The sequence below is a fragment of the Streptococcus xiaochunlingii genome, from assembly GCF_006385805.1.
In the GTDB taxonomy this organism is placed as follows: Bacteria; Bacillota; Bacilli; order Lactobacillales; family Streptococcaceae; genus Streptococcus; species Streptococcus xiaochunlingii.
Map to the genome: position 1 here is coordinate 86,923 of NZ_VFSG01000002.1, position 15,611 is coordinate 102,533.

Sequence of the window (15,611 nt, forward strand, 5' to 3'; positions counted from 1 at the left end):
AGAGATATGACAGTAGATCTCAGTTGGTTAGCCACTTATCGTTCTTCCGAGCCCCATTTTGGTTTGGAGCGAATGGAAGCCTTGCTGGCCTTGAGGGGGAACCCACACTTAGCCTGTCCTGTAATCCATCTAGCTGGGACCAATGGAAAAGGATCGACCCTAGCCCATTTACGGTCTTTACTAGAGGCAAAAGGGTTGCGGGTTGGTGTTTTCTCCTCTCCCTATCTAGTTTCCTTTCATGAGCAAATCAGTATTAATGGGCTTCCCATCTCAGATCAGGATTTAGAGACTTATCTGTCCCTCTATCAGGACTTACTTGCAAAAAACAGTTCTGATCAGACCTTGCTGGGCTTAACCGAGTTCGAGTTGATGACCGTCCTGGCTTTTGATTATTTTGCAGCAGAAAAGCCAGATGTGGTCATTTTGGAAGTGGGCATGGGGGGCCGTCTCGATAGTACCAATGTTTGTCAGCCTATGTTGACAGCCATCACGACGATTGGCTTGGACCATGTGGCTCTCTTAGGGCCAGATTTGGCCTCCATTGCTCGAGAGAAGGCGGGAATCATCAAGGAAAAGATTCCGGTCTTGTTAGGCCGGATGGAACTGGAAGCACAAGAAGTCATTGTGCAGCGGGCGAACCGCTTATCGGCACCAGTAGAGCTGTTAGGTCAGGACTTTTTAGTTAGCTACCAAGCGTCTTTGGTTGATGGGGAAGTTTTTGGCTATCAGAGCCAGTATCGGGAAGAAATGCAATTAAAGACAGGGCTCTTGGGACTTCATCAAGTTGACAATGCTGGGCTTGCCCTGGCTCTCTGCGATACCTTCTGTCAAGAAAAGGGGCTCTCTTTCTTAAGTCGAGAAGAAATCCTCCAAGCTTGGGAAGGGGTCCAGTGGCCGGGACGCCTAGAGGTTATTTCGACCCAGCCCCTCATCATTCTAGATGGCGCCCATAATCCGCATGCAGTAGCCCCTCTTGTAGCCACCATGAAAGAACGGTATGGACAGTTGGACAAACAAGTCTTGTTTACCTGTATCCAGACCAAGGCGATTGAGGAGATGCTGGAACTGTGGAGCGGATTGGAAAAGAGTCAATTAACCTTGACGACCTTTGAGGATTCACGCGCCTATTCCGTGAGAGACATGCAGGAAATAGCCTTTCAAAAAGGCCTGCCTTATCAAGAATGGAAGGTGTTTTTAACCCAATATCTAGAAAGAAAATCGCAACAATCTGATCTCCTCTTAGTGACGGGATCCTTGTACTTTTTGGCTCAGGTGAGAGCCTTTCTAATCGAAGAAATCAGTAGGAGATGACATGGATACAAAGAAAATTCAAGAAGCCGTGAAGATGATTATCGACGCCGTCGGTGAAGACGGAAGCCGTGAGGGCTTGCAAGAAACACCAGAACGCATTGCCAAGATGTACCAAGAGATTTTTGCAGGTCTCAACCAAACTGCGGAAGTCCACCTATCAAAATCTTTTGAGATTGTGGACAACAATATGGTGGTGGAAAAGGATATCTTCTTCCACTCGATGTGTGAACACCATTTCTTGCCCTTCTATGGCAAGGTCCACATTGCCTATATCCCAAATGGGCGCGTAGCGGGCCTTTCTAAGCTAGCTCGGACGGTGGAAGTGTACGCCAAAAAGCCTCAAATCCAGGAGCGCTTGACAGTGGAAATCTCGGATGCCTTGATGGAGTATCTGGGAGCGCAGGGAGCCCTTGTTTGGGTGGAAGCAGAGCACATGTGTATGAACATGCGTGGGGTGCGCAAACCAGGGACAGCTACTGTAACGACAGCAGCGCGTGGCTTGTTCGAGACAGATAAAGACTTGAAAAACGAAGCCTATAAACTGATGGGACACTAATCCCTAGATAAACTGAGGTGATGATGGTGGATCAATTACGGATTAAAGATTTGGAAATTTATGCCTATCATGGTGTGTTTTCCGCTGAAAAGGAATTGGGGCAACGCTTTGTCTTGGATGTCTGTGTCGATTATGAGATGACCCGGGCTGCTCGGACGGGCGATTTGACGGCTTCAATCCATTATGGAATCTTAGCAGAGCAACTGACAAATTGGGTTCAAGCTGAGAAAATTGATTTGATTGAGACAGTAGCTTTTCAGCTTGTGGAGAAGATTTTTGCAACCTATGACTTTGTCAAAAAGGTTCGACTTGAGCTGAAAAAACCTTGGGCGCCAGTTCCTCTACCTTTGGATACCTGCTCGGTCACGATTGAACGAGAAAAAAGACGAGCCTTTATTGGTCTGGGAACCAATATGGGGGATAAGGGACAACAGTTGGCGACGGCTGTATCTAGACTAGAAGAAAAGGGGCTTACGATTCTCCAAACCTCTTCTCAGATTGAGACAGCACCTTGGGGAGGGGTCGAGCAAGATAGCTTTCTCAACCAAGTCGTAGAGGTCGAAACTTGGTTTACGCCCCAAGACTTGATTGAGACCTTGCTAGGAATCGAGCTAGAAATGGGTCGGGTCCGTGAGATCAAATGGGGACCACGGGTCATCGATTTGGATCTCCTTTATATGGAGGATTTGATCCTCTATAGTCCAGATTTGATTCTCCCTCATCCGTATGTGGCAGAACGGGCATTTGTCCTAGAATCCTTAAATGAAATTGCTCCTTACTTTGTGGATCCTGTCCAAAGAAAACAGATCCGACAACTGTGGGAGGCTGTGAAAGAAACAAAAGGTAGTTGATCCAATGGTCGACTACTTTTTTTACCTTGACAGGTTAATTGAGCAGGAGTATACTATGCGTAAATAGATTAGGAGCAGGAGGGCGTCATGAAATCTTATCTTGTAAAATGGTTGATCGCGATTGTCTTGGCTGTTTTTTTCCTTTGGTTGAGTTTGGAAACGGACTTACTGCCAAAAGAAGTGTATCCCCTTCTCCTTGTCCCGATACTGATTGTGGGCCTCTATCTTTTTAAGGAGAGGTAATTTTCCATTCAATTAAACTATGAAAAATCCCCTGGGTGCCAACTGGTTCAGGCACTCAGGGGATTTTTTGTATATGGAGCTAGGACCAACGGTCTAGCCTTGCTTTTCTTTATTTGCGGTACAAGCGATCGTATTGGTAAACTGGATCCATGGTCACATGAATGCCCAGTTTGCGAAGAACGTTCTTATCTTCGTCTGTCAACATGACTGTTGAATGGGCTTCGCTCCCTTTCAATCGACCCAATTCTTGCATGGCAAGATTTGCCTCTGGATGGTTCATGGCGGTAATGGCGAGGGCGATGAGGATTTCATTTGAGTGGAGGCGAGGGTTGCGACTGCCCAAGTGGTTGATCTTCAAGCCTTGGATTGGTTTCACATATTCTGGCTCAATCAACTTGGTTTCTTTATCAATATGGGCCAATTTCTTGATGGCGTTGATGAGAACAGCTGCCGTTGGACCAAATAAGTCAGAAGTCTTACCTGTCACGGTTTCTCCGTTCGGCAATTCCAGGGCCAAGGCAGGTTCACCGGTTTCTTCCTCTTTTTGACGGGCAAGGACGGTGACTTGGCGGTCTTTTGGTGAAATGCCTAAGTCATTCATCAAGAGTTCAATTTTCTTAATAGCTCCGTTTCCGACACGCTCTGCTTTCACATCCAGAATGGTTTGGTAGTAACGGCGGATAATTTCTTGCTTAGAGGCTTCAATCGCTGCGTCATTGTCCACGATGGCAAAGCCGACCATGTTCACACCCATATCTGTTGGGGAAGCGTAAGGAGATTCTCCGAGGATGCGTTCCAACATCCGCTTCAAGACAGGGAAGATTTCGATGTCTCGGTTGTAGTTGACCGTTGTTTCGCCATAGGTTTGGAGGTGGAATGGGTCAATCATATTGACGTCGTCAAGGTCTGCAGTAGCAGCTTCATAGGCTAAATTCACTGGGTGATGCAAAGGTAAGTTCCAAACTGGGAAGGTTTCAAATTTAGCATAACCAGATTTGATACCATTTAATTGGTCATGGTACATGTTGGACATACAAGTCGCCAATTTACCAGAACCAGGACCAGGAGCTGTCACGACAACGAGATTACGGCTAGTTTGAATGTAGTCGTTTTTCCCCATTCCCTCAGGAGAAATGATGTGATCCATATCCGTTGGGTAGCCCTTGATTGGGTAGTGGAGGTAAGAGGCGATACCGTTCTTTTCCAACTGTTTGCGGAAAAGGTCTGCAGCTGGTTGACCAGCATACTGAGTGATGACGACAGAGCCCACATAGATGCCCAATTCGTTGAATTTATCGATCAAGCGGAAGACCTCTTGGTCGTAAGAGATTCCTAGGTCACCACGCGCTTTTGAATGCTCAATGTTATTGGCATTAATAGCAATCACAATCTCCACTTGGTCACGAAGTTCTTGGAGAAGCTTAATTTTGTTATCTGGTTCATAACCAGGAAGGACACGAGCTGCGTGGAAATCTTCCAACATTTTTCCTCCAAACTCTAGGTAGAGCTTGCCATCAAATTGGTTGATGCGCTCGAGGATGTGATCGCGTTGCAAATTCAAATACTTTTCGGAACTAAAAGCTTGTTTCTTCATTTAAACCTCCAATAAAGAAGCGAGGGTGATCTTTAGCGGTGCTCCGCCTTTCACATTGGGGAAAGGGGAGTGCAAAAGAACACCCGTTGCAATATTCATTCAGTATTATATCAAAAAAACCCCAAAATGGGGGTTTAAAACAATTATTTTGGAAAAATATTAATAATTCTTAATTAAATCAACGGTTGAACGATCCAATTTTTTGACCAAGGCTTGAAGGAAGGCTTGGGCTTGAAGGAAGTCATCCATAGCGTAGAGGGTTTGGTGGGAGTGGATGTAGCGTGCGCAGACTCCGATGGTAGTAGATGGCACACCACCACTTCGTAAGTGGGCTACTCCAGCATCCGTTCCGCCTTTTCCACAGTAGTATTGGTACTTGATGCCGGCTTCTTCAGTGGTGGTGAGGAGGAAGTCCTTCATATTTGGCAACATGAGGTGACCTGGATCAAAGAAGCGAAGGAGGATTCCCTCACCGATAGCTCCTTGGCCCCCGTAGACATCTGCAGCGGGAGAGCAGTCAACAGCTAGGAAGATTTCTGGATCAAACTTGGTCACAGAAGTCCCAGCACCGCGCAGTCCGACTTCTTCTTGGACAGTTGCTCCGACATAGAGTTCGTTTGCTAGGGCTTGTCCAGAGAGGGCTTGTGCCAATTCGCTGACCATCAAGACTCCATAACGGTTGTCCCAAGCTTTGGAGATGATGTTTTTCTGATTGGCCGTTAAGATTGCAGTGCTTTCAGGGACCAAGGTGTCACCTGGACGGATCCCAAAGCTCTCGGCTTCTTCTTTGTTGGCAAAGCCACCATCAAAGACAATATCCCCGATTGCTGGAAGGGCAGGAGCGTTTGCGCCCCGTGTCAAATGCGGAGGAACAGATCCAGAAATGACAGGGTAGGAATGGCCATCGCGGGTCAAAAGGGTGAAACGTTGGCTGCTAACCACCATAGGGTTCCAACCACCGATTTCCACCACGCGGAAGGTGCCGTCTGCCTTGATCTCACTGATCATAAAGCCAACTTCATCCATATGGCCTGCGACCATGATGCGAGGAGCATCAGCCGCTTCTGAGTGGCGTACCCCAAAAATACTTCCCAAGCCGTCTGTGACCACTTCATCCACATGTGGAGTGATCTGTTTACGTAGATAATCGCGAACAGGCGCTTCGTGGCCAGAGATGGCAGGAAGTTCTGTTACTTCTTTGATTTTAGAAAATAAATCAGTCATAAGTTACCTTCTTTCTGATTTTTATTTTATCACTTTTTTAGTCGAGATGGTAGTGACAGTTGACGGGAATGAGAGCAAATCGTCATAATGGGGAGATCTATTCTCCTTCGTTGTCCCAGCTTGTATTTTGTGTTACAATATGAGGTATGAAAGCTAAAAAAATCATTTTATCCAGCCTTGCAGCAGCTAGTGCAAGTGCTCTTGCCCTTGGGGCCTATAAAATTGCCAAAGATCAAAAACGTCTGCGGACGCAAGAAGAGTTAGTCGCAGAAGTCCGTGAGCAAATGGAGAATATGGGGAAGATTGCGACCCTTTATGTGGAACTCTATGAATCAAACGAAGAGCGTCTGGTAGGAGGGCTCATTTTTGAAGATGAGCGCCACTATCGCTTTGTCTATGAAGAGGGCCTCCTTCACTATGAAGAGGAAAAACTATGATCATTCCACAGTCTTTAGAGGAGTTAGCTAGCTACGTCGAGCAAGAAGGAAAGAAGGTTTTCTTCTTTTCAGCGGATTGGTGTGGCGATTGTCGGTATATCCAGCCCTTTTTGCCAGAGATTGAAGCGGAAAACCCTGAATTTACCTTCATTTTGGTCGACAGAGACCAGTATCTAGATCTGGCTAAGCTTTGGGATATCTATGGTATTCCGAGTTTGGTGGTCCTAGACGGGGATCGGGAACTGGGGCGTTTCGTCAATCGTGATCGCAAAACCAAGGCTCAGATTTCAGAATTTTTAGCAGGATTGAAGTAGGAGAAAGAGAAAGAATGATTGTAACCTATAATAAAGAACAAGTCGTCGACGTCTTAATGATTACCTTGAAAAACAGTGGGGATGCCAAGTTAGCAGTAGATCGTAAAGGCAAAGTAGCCCGTGTCTACCGTGAAGACAAGCAAGAAACCGTAGCCTGGAATATTTTTGAGGCTTCGACCTTCTTTGCCCTTGAAGGCAAGGGGCAAATTTTCTTGAGTGATGAGCAGGTTGCACGCCTCAATCAAGAATTACAGGATGAAGGATTTGCAGAGGTCTTGGTCAATGACAAGGAGCCTAAGTTTGTCGTGGGGCAAATTGTGGAAATGGTGGCTCATCCAGATAGTGACCACCTCAACATCTGCCAAGTGGCTGTCGGATCAGACAAGACAGTTCAAATCGTAGCAGGTGCGCCAAATGCGCGTGAAGGTCTCAAGACGATTGTGGCTCTTCCAGGTGCCATGATGCCAGATGGCAGCTTGATTTTCCCAGGAGCCCTTCGTGGAGAAAAGAGCTTTGGCATGATGTGTAGTCCACGCGAATTGCACTTGCCAAATGCTCCACAAAAACGTGGGATTATCGAATTGCAAGATACAGAAGAGGTGGGAACTCCATTTGATCCCGCCCGTCACTGGCAAGGATAAGAGAGTGGGACAGAAATCGGTAATTCGTTAGAATTCGATTTCGTCGTCCCACCTCCGCACAGTTGAGTAGGGCTGTAAAAGCTGATGAAATCAGCGTAGTAGAGCCCACTCAACCACTGCGCCTTGCTCGACAATCCAAAAACAATTGAGAGGCTAGGACTTTTGTCCCATCCTCTTTTTTATTTTCTTTCTCCAAATGGCTAAAAAACTACGAATTATATAAGTAGGAGGAAGAAATATGTACAATAAAGTAATTTTAATCGGGCGCCTTGTGGCTGACCCCGAGCTTCATAAGACCAGTACGGACAAGTCCGTTGCGCGTGCGACCCTGGCTGTCAATCGGCGTTACAAGGATCAAAATGGCGAACGGGAGGCGGACTTTATCACCCTAGTGGTCTGGGGGAAATTGGCAGAGACCCTTGTCTCCTACGCCAACAAAGGGAGCTTGCTCTCTGTGGATGGGGAGCTTCGAACCAGACGCTATGAGAAGAACGGGGCGACCCAATATGTGACAGAGGTACTCTGTCAAGGCTTCCAGCTCTTAGAAAGTCGTGCTCAACGAGCGATGCGGGCCAATGGAGCAGGAGGAGATCTAGCGGATCTCATCCTGGAAGAGGAAGAGCTCCCCTTTTAACAGAAGAGAACGGTGCAGCTGGTCAGCTGTGTCGTTTTTTCTTTTTCGAAACTTCTCACGGAAGTTGCAGGGGTAAGTCATCATATGGATTTATGAGTAAAACGCATTCATTTCCTAAAGACCTTCAAGCTCTTGATAAAAAATGATATAATACAAGGTATTAAATACGAACAAAAAATCTTTATATAGTAAAATGGTTCGTTCTTTTAAGAGGAGAAGAGATGGGGTTAGAAGAGGAAGCTGTTCAAAAGAAACACAATCGAGTGATGATCTATACGATATTTTGGAGCCTGGTTTTTGTGGTAGTGGTCATCTATTTGAATGCTAGCCAACTAAAACCGGTAAAAGGGCAGATGCGGATTGGTGTGACCTACATGACCATGAACAATGAATTCTACCAAACACTGAATGCAGAGATTGAACGAGTGGCTGACGAAAAAGGGGATTTGCTTCTAGTTCGTAATCCAGAATTGGACGAGGAAAAACAAAGTCAGCAAATAGATTATTTTCGTCAACAAAAGGTCAATGTGATTGTAATTAACCCCGTCAAAGGAGATAGCCCTAAAATCATTGCTTCCCTGAAGCGAGCTCGAGAGGCAGGGATTAAAATCATTGCAGTGGATAGTCAGCTCAGCCATTTCACGGTGGATGCCAGTGTGGTGTCTGATAATTACCAAGCCGGGGTCTTGGTCGCCCAGCGCCTGATGAAGCAGAAAAATGAGGCGAAGATCCTACTCTTAGAGCATAAGGGGACGGTATCGGCAGAGCAACGGATCCAAGGATTCTTAGATACCATCCAGTCGAAGCCTGCCTATCAGGTCGTTGGGAGAGAAGAGACCCGTGGTCAAACGGAATTGGCCTTACCGGCTGTTTCCCAGGTCATTCAGGATGGTCTGGTATTTGATACTGTAGTGGCCTTAAATGATCGGGCAGCTATCGGAGCCCTAGCGGCCATCAAGGAAAACCAATTAGCTCAGCCGATTTCTATCTATGGAATCGATGGCTCTCCGGATATGAAGGTCTTACTCTCGACGACGGATGATATCGAAGGGACGGTTGCCCAATCTCCTCTTAAAATGGGGAGACAGGTGATGCAAGTGATTGAATGCATGAGGACAGGTAAATCCTACAAGGAACAATATAAGATTTCAGTAGAGATGATTGATAAGGATAATGTTGACCACTATGATGTCAACGGGTGGCAGTAATGGCCAAACTTCGTGGCATTCGTTATAGTTTGATTTTATTAAAAATCATTAATTTTATCGCCATCTTGTTTAGCAGTTCCCTCTACTTGCATGCGACCAATTACATCATTGCCAAGGGGCAAGGCTATCAATTATTGGAACAATTAAGAGAAATACCAAGTTCCCCCGCTCAGAACTTTTGGATCTCCATCCTCCTCTTTGGAGGGATTCTTCTCATTACCTTTTATCGGATGCGCCCAGGGACACAGGAGTGGTCGGTTTTTGACAAGTGGAATATCCTAGAAATATTACTGATGTTAGGCGTCATGATGTCCCTCAGCTTCTCCTACAATGGAATCATCCTTTTGGTATTTGCTGATATCTTTTATGGTTCTAAAGAGTTTAGTAGTTCCAAGGACAGGCGCTACTGGTTTGCCTTTATCCTTCTGAGTTTCATAGTCCTCCTTGTGACCAACTATGACATCCTCTCTCTCGTCGTGCAGTTGCCGTCGCTAGATACCTATATCGCCTTCTATCCTTCATCGATTCGGATGCTCATCCTATTCGCTAAAAATGCGCTAGCTTCCTTGAATATGGTTGTCTTTATTATTTCTCTTCTCTTTTACATTTTATCGGTAGTAGCAGAGCACCATCGAATCGAAAAAGAGTTAGAAATGGTATCGCAAGTCAATACGGAATTAAATAGTTACATGGCCCTTTCGGAAAAGATTGCGGAGGACCGGGAGCGCAAGCGGATCGCACGGGAGATTCACGACACTCTGGGCCATGCCTTGACGGGCATTTCTGCAGGGATTGATGCGGTTGGTGTTCTGATTGATATTGATCCTGGTCGCGCCAAGACCCAGTTGCAATCGGTCTCTACGGTGGTACGAGATGGAATCAAGGACGTCCGGGGCTCTTTGAACAAGCTGCGGCCAGGTGCCCTGGAGGATCATACCTTGAGGGATGCAGTTTTGAAATTGGTTCACGAATACCAAGCCATTTCCCACCTACAAGTCGAGCTGACCTATGACTGGGATGAGGTGGATCTAGATGTCATGGTGGAGGATACTGTCTTTCGAGTGATTCAGGAGTCCATGACCAATTCTGTCCGCCACGGTCATGCCAGCCACATGCAGATTTCCTTTTTGGTGGAAGATGCCTATGTCATGATTCTCCAAGATAATGGGGTCGGTTTTGACCAACTGCAGGTCGGCTACGGCTTGAAGCAAATGCGAGAGCGGGTCTCTATCTTGGGAGGAAGGGTCGAATTTGCCAATCGAAATGGCTTTTATACACGAATTGAATTGCCCAAAGAAAAAGGAGGAAAGGTTTTATGATTAAAGTAATGATTGCGGATGACCAAGCGCTGATTCGCGAGTCGCTCCAAATTATTTTATCTGCTCATCAAGATATTCAGGTGACTTCTGTGGTAGCAGACGGCCACGAGGTGCTAGAGCGAATCCCCCAAGATCGACCAGATGTCGTACTGATGGATATTCGTATGCCCAAGATGGATGGCGTGATGGCGACAAAAGAAGTCAAGGAACGCTTCCCAGAGGTGAAAATCATCATTCTAACCACCTTCGACGATGATGATTTCATCTTTCGGGCTCTGAAATATGGAGCCTCAGGGTATTTGCTCAAAGGGGCTTCCACAGAGGAGCTCTGCCAAGCCATCCAAATTGTCTACCATGGGGGAGCCATGATTAACCCCAATATTGCCAGCAAGGTTTTTCAGATTTTTTCTCAGATGGCTCAGAGCAATTACACAATCTCCGTCTCTGAAGAATATGTGAGCGACTTATCCCTGACTGAATGGCGCATCATCCAGCAGATTGGTTTCGGAGAGTCTAATAAGGAAATTGCAGCCAAATTGTTCCTGTCTGAGGGAACCATTCGGAATTACCTGTCCACTATTTTGTCTAAGTTGAACCTGCGGGATCGGACCCAGTTAGCTATCTGGGCTGTTCAAAAAGGGGTGACCACTAAGGATTTTGGAACAGAAAGTGATGGCCGATGAAGAAAAAAGGTAAGATGCAAGGCGCCAGATTGTTTCTTGGGATCTTCTTACTCTTTCTGCTTGCTGGAGGGATTTGGTGGCAGCAACAGCCTAGGATTGTCCGCTTGGGGGTCTACGCAGGCTCTAGTTGGTATGTGCCCACCCAAACAGAAGAAAAAGTCTTGGACCAAGCGATTGCTCGTTTCGAAAAAACGCATCCAGGGGTAAAGATTGTCTATGAAAGCGGGATTCCGAAGAATCGATATGCGAGCTGGTTAGCCAATCAGATCCTCCATGGGCAGGAGCCCGATCTCTATATGGTATCCAGTACAGAGTTACCAGTGTTAGCAGCGCGTGGGGCAGTAGAAGATTTGACTCCCTTGATGGGTAAACAGGTCGATCCTTCTCATTTTTATCCAGTCGCCCTAGAAGCAGGCAAGTACAAGAATCGTCAATATGCTCTTCCTTTCGAGAGCAATCCCGTTTTGATGTGTGTCAATAAGGATTTATTGGAAAAGGAAGGGATTGCTATTCCAAAAGAGGGGTGGACCTTGGAGGAATTTTATACGATTTGTCAAAAGGTGACCAGGGATACAGATGGAGATGGCGAGCTGGATCAGTTTGGAAGTACAGATTATACCTGGCGGGAGGCTTTGGCAGCCCATGGGGGCCAGCTTTTCCGTCAGGACAGCATTAATCTGACGAGTAAAGAAATGAAGCGCTCGCTTTATTTTATCGAAAAACTTGAAGCCCTTCACGGGAACTTCAATGTCACTTCTAAGGATTTTGATGAAGGCAAGGTCGCTTTTTATCCGATGACCTTGGCCCAGTACCGAACTTATAAACCTTATCCCTATCATGTGGCCAAGTATTCAAATTTCACTTGGACCTGTATCCCTATGCCAGGGGCTTCTGGCTCGACTCCGTCAACCTTAGTGGATACATCCCTGTTTGCTCTGTCTTCTCGGGCCAGTGCGAGCAAGGAGGCCAAGGAATTCATGGAATTTTTGACCCAGGACCAGCAGGTCCAGCAGGAACTCTTTCGGCAGTCGCAGGGGACCTCTGTCCTCCCTTCGGTGGTCAATAGTTCGGAAAGTCGGGACCTTCTTAAAGCGGATGATTTCGGGGTTGATTCCTTGACGAATCGGACCCTGGACCAGATTATGAAAAAGGCTGTCCTAAGTACTCCTGGCAACCTACCCGATGATATCTGGGATCGATTGGATTATTTGATTCATAATGCTCTAAAAGCAAAGGATATTGATAATCAATTGCCTCAAATTCAAAAGATTATTGAGGAAATGCTTCGGGAGAAGTTTCGCTAAGAGCAACTAGGCATCTGTCAAGTGACAGATGTCATTTTTTTATTGACAGATGTCAACTTTTCTTTGTGACAAATGACAATAGTAAAACGCTTTCAAAAACAATACAATAAGGTCATCATAAAGGAGGAGAAAGGATGAAGTATCTGGTATTGGTCAGTCATGGTGGACTGGCAGAAGGTCTGAAAAGTTCGCTGGCAATGTTTGCTGGGGATAAGATAGATCAGGTGATTGCGGTCGGACTGAAAGAAGGCAAATCGGTAGATGATTTTGCTCATGATTTTCGTCAGGCGATTTCCCATTTAACAGATGAGGACTCTGTCTTAGTTCTAGCAGACATTGTAGGTGGCAGTCCTTTGACAACGGCAACGACAGTGCTAGAGGAGCAAGGAAAGCTGAGTACAGCCTTGATCTTAGGTGGAATGAACTTGACCATGGCGCTGACAGCAGTTGTGATGAAGGACATGATGGAGGGGGCTGATTTAGCCCAGGTGATTTTATCCGAAGCTTCCACAGCCTTGCAAGAATTTACCCTTGCCCCGGTAGAGGGTGACGATGATGAAGAAGATGATATTTAACTAAGGGAGGTTAGAAAATGGTAGTATCATTTGTGCGGATTGACGACCGTATGATCCACGGTCAAACAGTAACTCGATGGGCTAAAGAAAAGCCTTGTGATGGCTTGATCGCCGTCAACGACGCAGCAGCTTCCAACAAGGTCTTGATTCAAGCCTATAAAGGGGCTTCAGATAAGAAAACCTTTGTTTGGACCAAGGAAGCTTTCAAAGAAAAATCTGCCAAAGTAACGGAATCAGAAACTCGCTATTTCTTGATTACTAAGAACCCCATCGATATGAAAGAAATTTTGGTAGACCAAGGGTTTGTCCCAGGCGATGTCAAAGAAATCATTGTCGGTCCTGCAAATGACCGTCCGGGTGCTGTGAAATTGGGAAATAACCAATCCATCACCCAGGAAGAAGCAGAAGCCATCGAAGCCATTCAGGCTGCAGGCTACAAGGTGAAATTCCAGTTGCTTCCAGATGTATCCATCGGTTACTGGGATGATTTTAAATCAAAATTCGGATTCTAGAGAGGGGAGCATCCTAGCTCTTCGTCACTAAACTATACTTACAAACAAAAGGAGCGTTTGTTATGACAATTTCATGGATTCAAGCAATCTTGCTTGGTATTTTCGCCAGCTTGTCTTCAATGCCTGGTATGGGTGGTTCCAGTATCGGGAACTATACACTTGGTCGTCCCCTAGTTGGTGGGTTGATCTCAGGGTTAATCCTTGGAGATGTGACAACCGGTATCATGGTCGGGGTTGCCCTTCAGGTCGTTTATATCGCTTTGGTAACACCTGGTGGAACTGTATCTGCTGATGTACGGGCTATTTCTTATATCGGAATTCCCCTTTCTATCTTATTTGTTCATGCTAACAATATCACGGGTGAGGCAGCAATTGCAGCGGCAGCAGCCCCAATCGGTGCAGCCGTTGGGACTATCGGTACCGTTCTTTTCTACGGTACTGCAACCATGAACTTGCTTTGGCAACATATCGGTTGGAAAGCCGTTGAAGAAGGAAACTTCAAAAAACTCTACGCAGTTGATTGGGTTTACCCATGGATTTCTCACTTCCTCTTCTCCTTCCTTCCAACCATGATTATCACCAAATACGGTGAAAACATGGTGGATTTGATGAAACAATACCTTCCAATGGATGGTTACTGGATGAAAGCCCTCTTTACAGTCGGTGCCCTTCTTCCATGTGTCGGTATTGCCATCCTCTTGAAGCAAATCGTTACAGAAGTAAGAGACTTCATTCCATTCTTTGTTGGATTTACCTTGGCAAAATCTCTTGGCTTGAACTTGGTAGCGAGTGCGGTAGTTTCATTGATCTTTGCAGTGATCTACTATGAACTTGAAGTGATTAAAACAATGAAAGTCGTCCCTGCTGGAGTAAATGACTTTGACGATGATGAGGAGGATATCTAAGATGGCTGATAAAAAGAAAATTTCAAAGAAAACGTTAACCAAAGCATTCCATCATTGGTATTATGGTCACTTGACTTGTTTTTCTCAAGAACACATGCAAACCTTTGGGTATTTGACTTCAATGCTTCCAATCGTGGAAGAAATGTATGATTCCAAAGAAGAACAAAAAGAAGCCATGCAAACCTATACAGCCTTCTTCAACACGGAACCACAATTGGGATCATTGGTTGTAGGGATCACAGCTGGTTTGGAAGAAGCGCGTGCCAATGGAGAAGCAGTAGATGGCGAAACCATCAACGGGATGCGTGCTGGTTTGATGGGTCCAATCGCTGGGATTGGGGACTCCTTGGTTGTTGGGACCTTAATTCCTGTACTTCTCGGGATTGCCCTTGGTCTTTCTAAAGGCGGAAACATTGCAGGAGCTCTCTTCTATATCGTCGTTTGGAACCTCTTGGTCTACTTAGGCATGCGTTTCGCCTTCTTCAAAGGCTATCACTTAGGGGACAAGGCTGTTGAATTCCTTGTAGGACCAAAAGGACAAGCCCTTCGTAAAGCAATTAGTGTGGTCGGTGGTATGGTCATCGGTGCCGTAGCAGCGACTTGGGTCTCTGTTACAACAGCCCTCGAATTCAAAAATGCTGATGGAGAAGCCTTCCTTAAAATCCAAGAAAAGATTGATGGCGTCTATCCAGGTCTCTTGACTGCTGCCTTTATCACGCTTTGCTGGTGGCTCATGGCGAAGAAGAAAGTCTCACCAAACAAGGTCATGCTTCTCTTAGTCATCATCGCCTTAGCTGGGGTAGCTCTTGGAATCTTTGACCCAGGTCTCAAATACTAAGAGAAAACTGGAAACAGTTTATTGCAACCGGAGCATTGAGAATGAAGTACGTGACCTCCTTTACGAATACTTCATTCTCAATTTTTATTGAAGGAGGCATCTATGCACACCAGACAAGAATTAATAAAAGGGTATGAGACGGAAATTCGCTACCAACGCCATATGTTGGAAAACTTGGGTCGCTGGTTTAGTGTGCTCTTTCTCATGGCCAGTATTGGTGGACTGCTGATTTATTTCTTTCACAAGACTTCCCTCCTATTTTTGATCTTAGGTAGCTTGATTGCCCTGATTGGAATAGCAGGGATGTTGCTAGTGGGGTATGGGATGTATCGTGGTCGAGCCAACTTACAAAAAGTCATCCAAGCTTACCAACAAAAACTAAATTTGGTTGGCTAGAAATCGAAAACACTTCGAAGAGATTGAGGTGTTTTTTTCTTGACTATTTTTGACCAAGTGATACAA

Annotated in this window: 19 protein-coding genes; 17 read left to right on the forward strand and 2 right to left on the reverse strand. The window is 45.8% G+C overall.

Features of this window, described 5'->3' with window-relative positions:
- The first annotated feature begins 6 nt into the window (after positions 1 to 6).
- The 4 genes from FJR71_RS07830 (at position 7) to FJR71_RS09995 (ending at position 2,961) form a co-directional block, all read left to right on the forward strand.
- Positions 7 to 1,311 carry a bifunctional folylpolyglutamate synthase/dihydrofolate synthase gene (locus FJR71_RS07830; RefSeq protein ID WP_140814520.1) on the forward strand — a complete coding sequence of 435 codons (1,305 nt, stop codon included), beginning with the start codon at positions 7 to 9 and terminating at the stop codon, positions 1,309 to 1,311.
- Position 1,312: 1 nt separating this feature from the next.
- Positions 1,313 to 1,867 (forward strand): GTP cyclohydrolase I FolE, encoded by a 555-nt coding sequence (gene folE, locus FJR71_RS07835; protein WP_140814521.1) that lies wholly within the window; start codon positions 1,313 to 1,315, stop codon positions 1,865 to 1,867.
- A gap of 26 nt (positions 1,868 to 1,893) precedes the next feature.
- Positions 1,894 to 2,718 carry a 2-amino-4-hydroxy-6-hydroxymethyldihydropteridine diphosphokinase gene (gene folK, locus FJR71_RS07840; protein ID WP_048789506.1) on the forward strand — a complete coding sequence of 275 codons (825 nt, stop codon included), beginning with the start codon at positions 1,894 to 1,896 and terminating at the stop codon, positions 2,716 to 2,718.
- An 87-nt stretch (positions 2,719 to 2,805) separates the two neighbouring features.
- A complete protein-coding gene (locus tag FJR71_RS09995; RefSeq protein WP_164555426.1) occupies positions 2,806 to 2,961 on the forward strand; it encodes a hypothetical protein in 156 nt (51 codons plus the stop codon).
- Positions 2,962 to 3,070: 109 nt separating this feature from the next.
- Here the strand turns inward: FJR71_RS09995 and FJR71_RS07845 are convergent, their stop codons facing one another.
- The gene (locus tag FJR71_RS07845) at positions 3,071 to 4,555 is read right to left on the reverse strand and encodes a DUF1846 domain-containing protein (protein ID WP_006595123.1); all 1,485 of its coding nucleotides are present in this window, start codon (positions 4,553 to 4,555) and stop codon (positions 3,071 to 3,073) included.
- A gap of 159 nt (positions 4,556 to 4,714) precedes the next feature.
- Complete coding sequence (pepA, locus tag FJR71_RS07850) at positions 4,715 to 5,779, reverse strand: glutamyl aminopeptidase (protein WP_140814522.1); 1,065 nt, start codon at positions 5,777 to 5,779, stop codon at positions 4,715 to 4,717.
- A gap of 146 nt (positions 5,780 to 5,925) precedes the next feature.
- Here pepA and FJR71_RS07855 point away from each other — a divergent pair, with 146 nt between their 5' ends.
- The 13 genes from FJR71_RS07855 (at position 5,926) to FJR71_RS07920 (ending at position 15,545) form a co-directional block, all read left to right on the forward strand.
- Positions 5,926 to 6,216 carry a DUF4651 domain-containing protein gene (locus tag FJR71_RS07855; RefSeq protein WP_061564654.1) on the forward strand — a complete coding sequence of 97 codons (291 nt, stop codon included), beginning with the start codon at positions 5,926 to 5,928 and terminating at the stop codon, positions 6,214 to 6,216.
- Positions 6,213 to 6,530: a thioredoxin family protein gene (locus tag FJR71_RS07860; protein WP_061564655.1), complete on the forward strand. Its 318-nt coding sequence runs from the start codon at positions 6,213 to 6,215 to the stop codon at positions 6,528 to 6,530. The genes FJR71_RS07855 and FJR71_RS07860 overlap by 4 nt, the downstream gene beginning before the upstream one ends.
- A 14-nt stretch (positions 6,531 to 6,544) precedes the next feature.
- Positions 6,545 to 7,171 carry a YtpR family tRNA-binding protein gene (gene ytpR / locus FJR71_RS07865; protein ID WP_140814523.1) on the forward strand — a complete coding sequence of 209 codons (627 nt, stop codon included), beginning with the start codon at positions 6,545 to 6,547 and terminating at the stop codon, positions 7,169 to 7,171.
- 238 nt (positions 7,172 to 7,409) lie between these two features.
- Entirely contained in the window at positions 7,410 to 7,805 is a 396-nt protein-coding gene (locus tag FJR71_RS07875) for a single-stranded DNA-binding protein (protein WP_061564657.1), read from the forward strand.
- A gap of 221 nt (positions 7,806 to 8,026) precedes the next feature.
- Entirely contained in the window at positions 8,027 to 9,013 is a 987-nt protein-coding gene (locus FJR71_RS07880) for a substrate-binding domain-containing protein (protein WP_140814524.1), read from the forward strand.
- Positions 9,013 to 10,332 (forward strand): sensor histidine kinase, encoded by a 1,320-nt coding sequence (locus FJR71_RS07885; protein WP_140814525.1) that lies wholly within the window; start codon positions 9,013 to 9,015, stop codon positions 10,330 to 10,332. Before FJR71_RS07880 ends, FJR71_RS07885 begins: the two co-directional genes overlap by 1 nt.
- Complete coding sequence (locus FJR71_RS07890) at positions 10,329 to 11,015, forward strand: response regulator transcription factor (RefSeq protein WP_140814526.1); 687 nt, start codon at positions 10,329 to 10,331, stop codon at positions 11,013 to 11,015. Before FJR71_RS07885 ends, FJR71_RS07890 begins: the two co-directional genes overlap by 4 nt.
- Positions 11,012 to 12,319 (forward strand): ABC transporter substrate-binding protein, encoded by a 1,308-nt coding sequence (locus FJR71_RS07895; RefSeq protein WP_140814527.1) that lies wholly within the window; start codon positions 11,012 to 11,014, stop codon positions 12,317 to 12,319. The genes FJR71_RS07890 and FJR71_RS07895 overlap by 4 nt, the downstream gene beginning before the upstream one ends.
- Before the next feature lie 134 nt (positions 12,320 to 12,453).
- The gene (locus tag FJR71_RS07900; protein WP_048789491.1) at positions 12,454 to 12,894 is read left to right on the forward strand and encodes a PTS sugar transporter subunit IIA; all 441 of its coding nucleotides are present in this window, start codon (positions 12,454 to 12,456) and stop codon (positions 12,892 to 12,894) included.
- 17 nt (positions 12,895 to 12,911) lie between these two features.
- Positions 12,912 to 13,406 (forward strand): PTS sugar transporter subunit IIB, encoded by a 495-nt coding sequence (locus FJR71_RS07905; protein WP_006595112.1) that lies wholly within the window; start codon positions 12,912 to 12,914, stop codon positions 13,404 to 13,406.
- A 62-nt stretch (positions 13,407 to 13,468) separates the two neighbouring features.
- A complete protein-coding gene (locus FJR71_RS07910; protein WP_048789492.1) occupies positions 13,469 to 14,311 on the forward strand; it encodes a PTS mannose/fructose/sorbose/N-acetylgalactosamine transporter subunit IIC in 843 nt (280 codons plus the stop codon).
- Positions 14,295 to 15,149: a PTS system mannose/fructose/sorbose family transporter subunit IID gene (locus FJR71_RS07915; RefSeq protein WP_042361448.1), complete on the forward strand. Its 855-nt coding sequence runs from the start codon at positions 14,295 to 14,297 to the stop codon at positions 15,147 to 15,149. The genes FJR71_RS07910 and FJR71_RS07915 overlap by 17 nt, the downstream gene beginning before the upstream one ends.
- Before the next feature lie 102 nt (positions 15,150 to 15,251).
- Positions 15,252 to 15,545, forward strand: a complete 294-nt coding sequence (locus FJR71_RS07920) for a hypothetical protein (protein WP_048789493.1) — start codon at positions 15,252 to 15,254, stop codon at positions 15,543 to 15,545.
- Positions 15,546 to 15,611 lie beyond the last annotated feature (66 nt).

Coding starts and splice junctions, on each gene's coding strand:
- FJR71_RS07910 (WP_048789492.1), top strand. CDS start 13,469: ATGACAATTTCATGGATTCAAGCAATCTTGCTTGGTATTTTCGCCAGC.
- FJR71_RS07875 (WP_061564657.1), top strand. CDS start 7,410: ATGTACAATAAAGTAATTTTAATCGGGCGCCTTGTGGCTGACCCCGAG.
- FJR71_RS07905 (WP_006595112.1), top strand. CDS start 12,912: ATGGTAGTATCATTTGTGCGGATTGACGACCGTATGATCCACGGTCAA.
- FJR71_RS07880 (WP_140814524.1), top strand. CDS start 8,027: ATGGGGTTAGAAGAGGAAGCTGTTCAAAAGAAACACAATCGAGTGATG.
- FJR71_RS07915 (WP_042361448.1), top strand. CDS start 14,295: ATGAGGAGGATATCTAAGATGGCTGATAAAAAGAAAATTTCAAAGAAA.
- FJR71_RS07845 (WP_006595123.1), bottom strand. CDS start 4,555: ATGAAGAAACAAGCTTTTAGTTCCGAAAAGTATTTGAATTTGCAACGC.
- FJR71_RS07920 (WP_048789493.1), top strand. CDS start 15,252: ATGCACACCAGACAAGAATTAATAAAAGGGTATGAGACGGAAATTCGC.
- FJR71_RS07860 (WP_061564655.1), top strand. CDS start 6,213: ATGATCATTCCACAGTCTTTAGAGGAGTTAGCTAGCTACGTCGAGCAA.
- FJR71_RS07830 (WP_140814520.1), top strand. CDS start 7: ATGACAGTAGATCTCAGTTGGTTAGCCACTTATCGTTCTTCCGAGCCC.
- FJR71_RS07885 (WP_140814525.1), top strand. CDS start 9,013: ATGGCCAAACTTCGTGGCATTCGTTATAGTTTGATTTTATTAAAAATC.
- FJR71_RS07855 (WP_061564654.1), top strand. CDS start 5,926: ATGAAAGCTAAAAAAATCATTTTATCCAGCCTTGCAGCAGCTAGTGCA.
- folE (WP_140814521.1), top strand. CDS start 1,313: ATGGATACAAAGAAAATTCAAGAAGCCGTGAAGATGATTATCGACGCC.
- FJR71_RS07890 (WP_140814526.1), top strand. CDS start 10,329: ATGATTAAAGTAATGATTGCGGATGACCAAGCGCTGATTCGCGAGTCG.
- ytpR (WP_140814523.1), top strand. CDS start 6,545: ATGATTGTAACCTATAATAAAGAACAAGTCGTCGACGTCTTAATGATT.
- FJR71_RS07900 (WP_048789491.1), top strand. CDS start 12,454: ATGAAGTATCTGGTATTGGTCAGTCATGGTGGACTGGCAGAAGGTCTG.
- FJR71_RS07895 (WP_140814527.1), top strand. CDS start 11,012: ATGAAGAAAAAAGGTAAGATGCAAGGCGCCAGATTGTTTCTTGGGATC.
- pepA (WP_140814522.1), bottom strand. CDS start 5,779: ATGACTGATTTATTTTCTAAAATCAAAGAAGTAACAGAACTTCCTGCC.
- FJR71_RS09995 (WP_164555426.1), top strand. CDS start 2,806: ATGAAATCTTATCTTGTAAAATGGTTGATCGCGATTGTCTTGGCTGTT.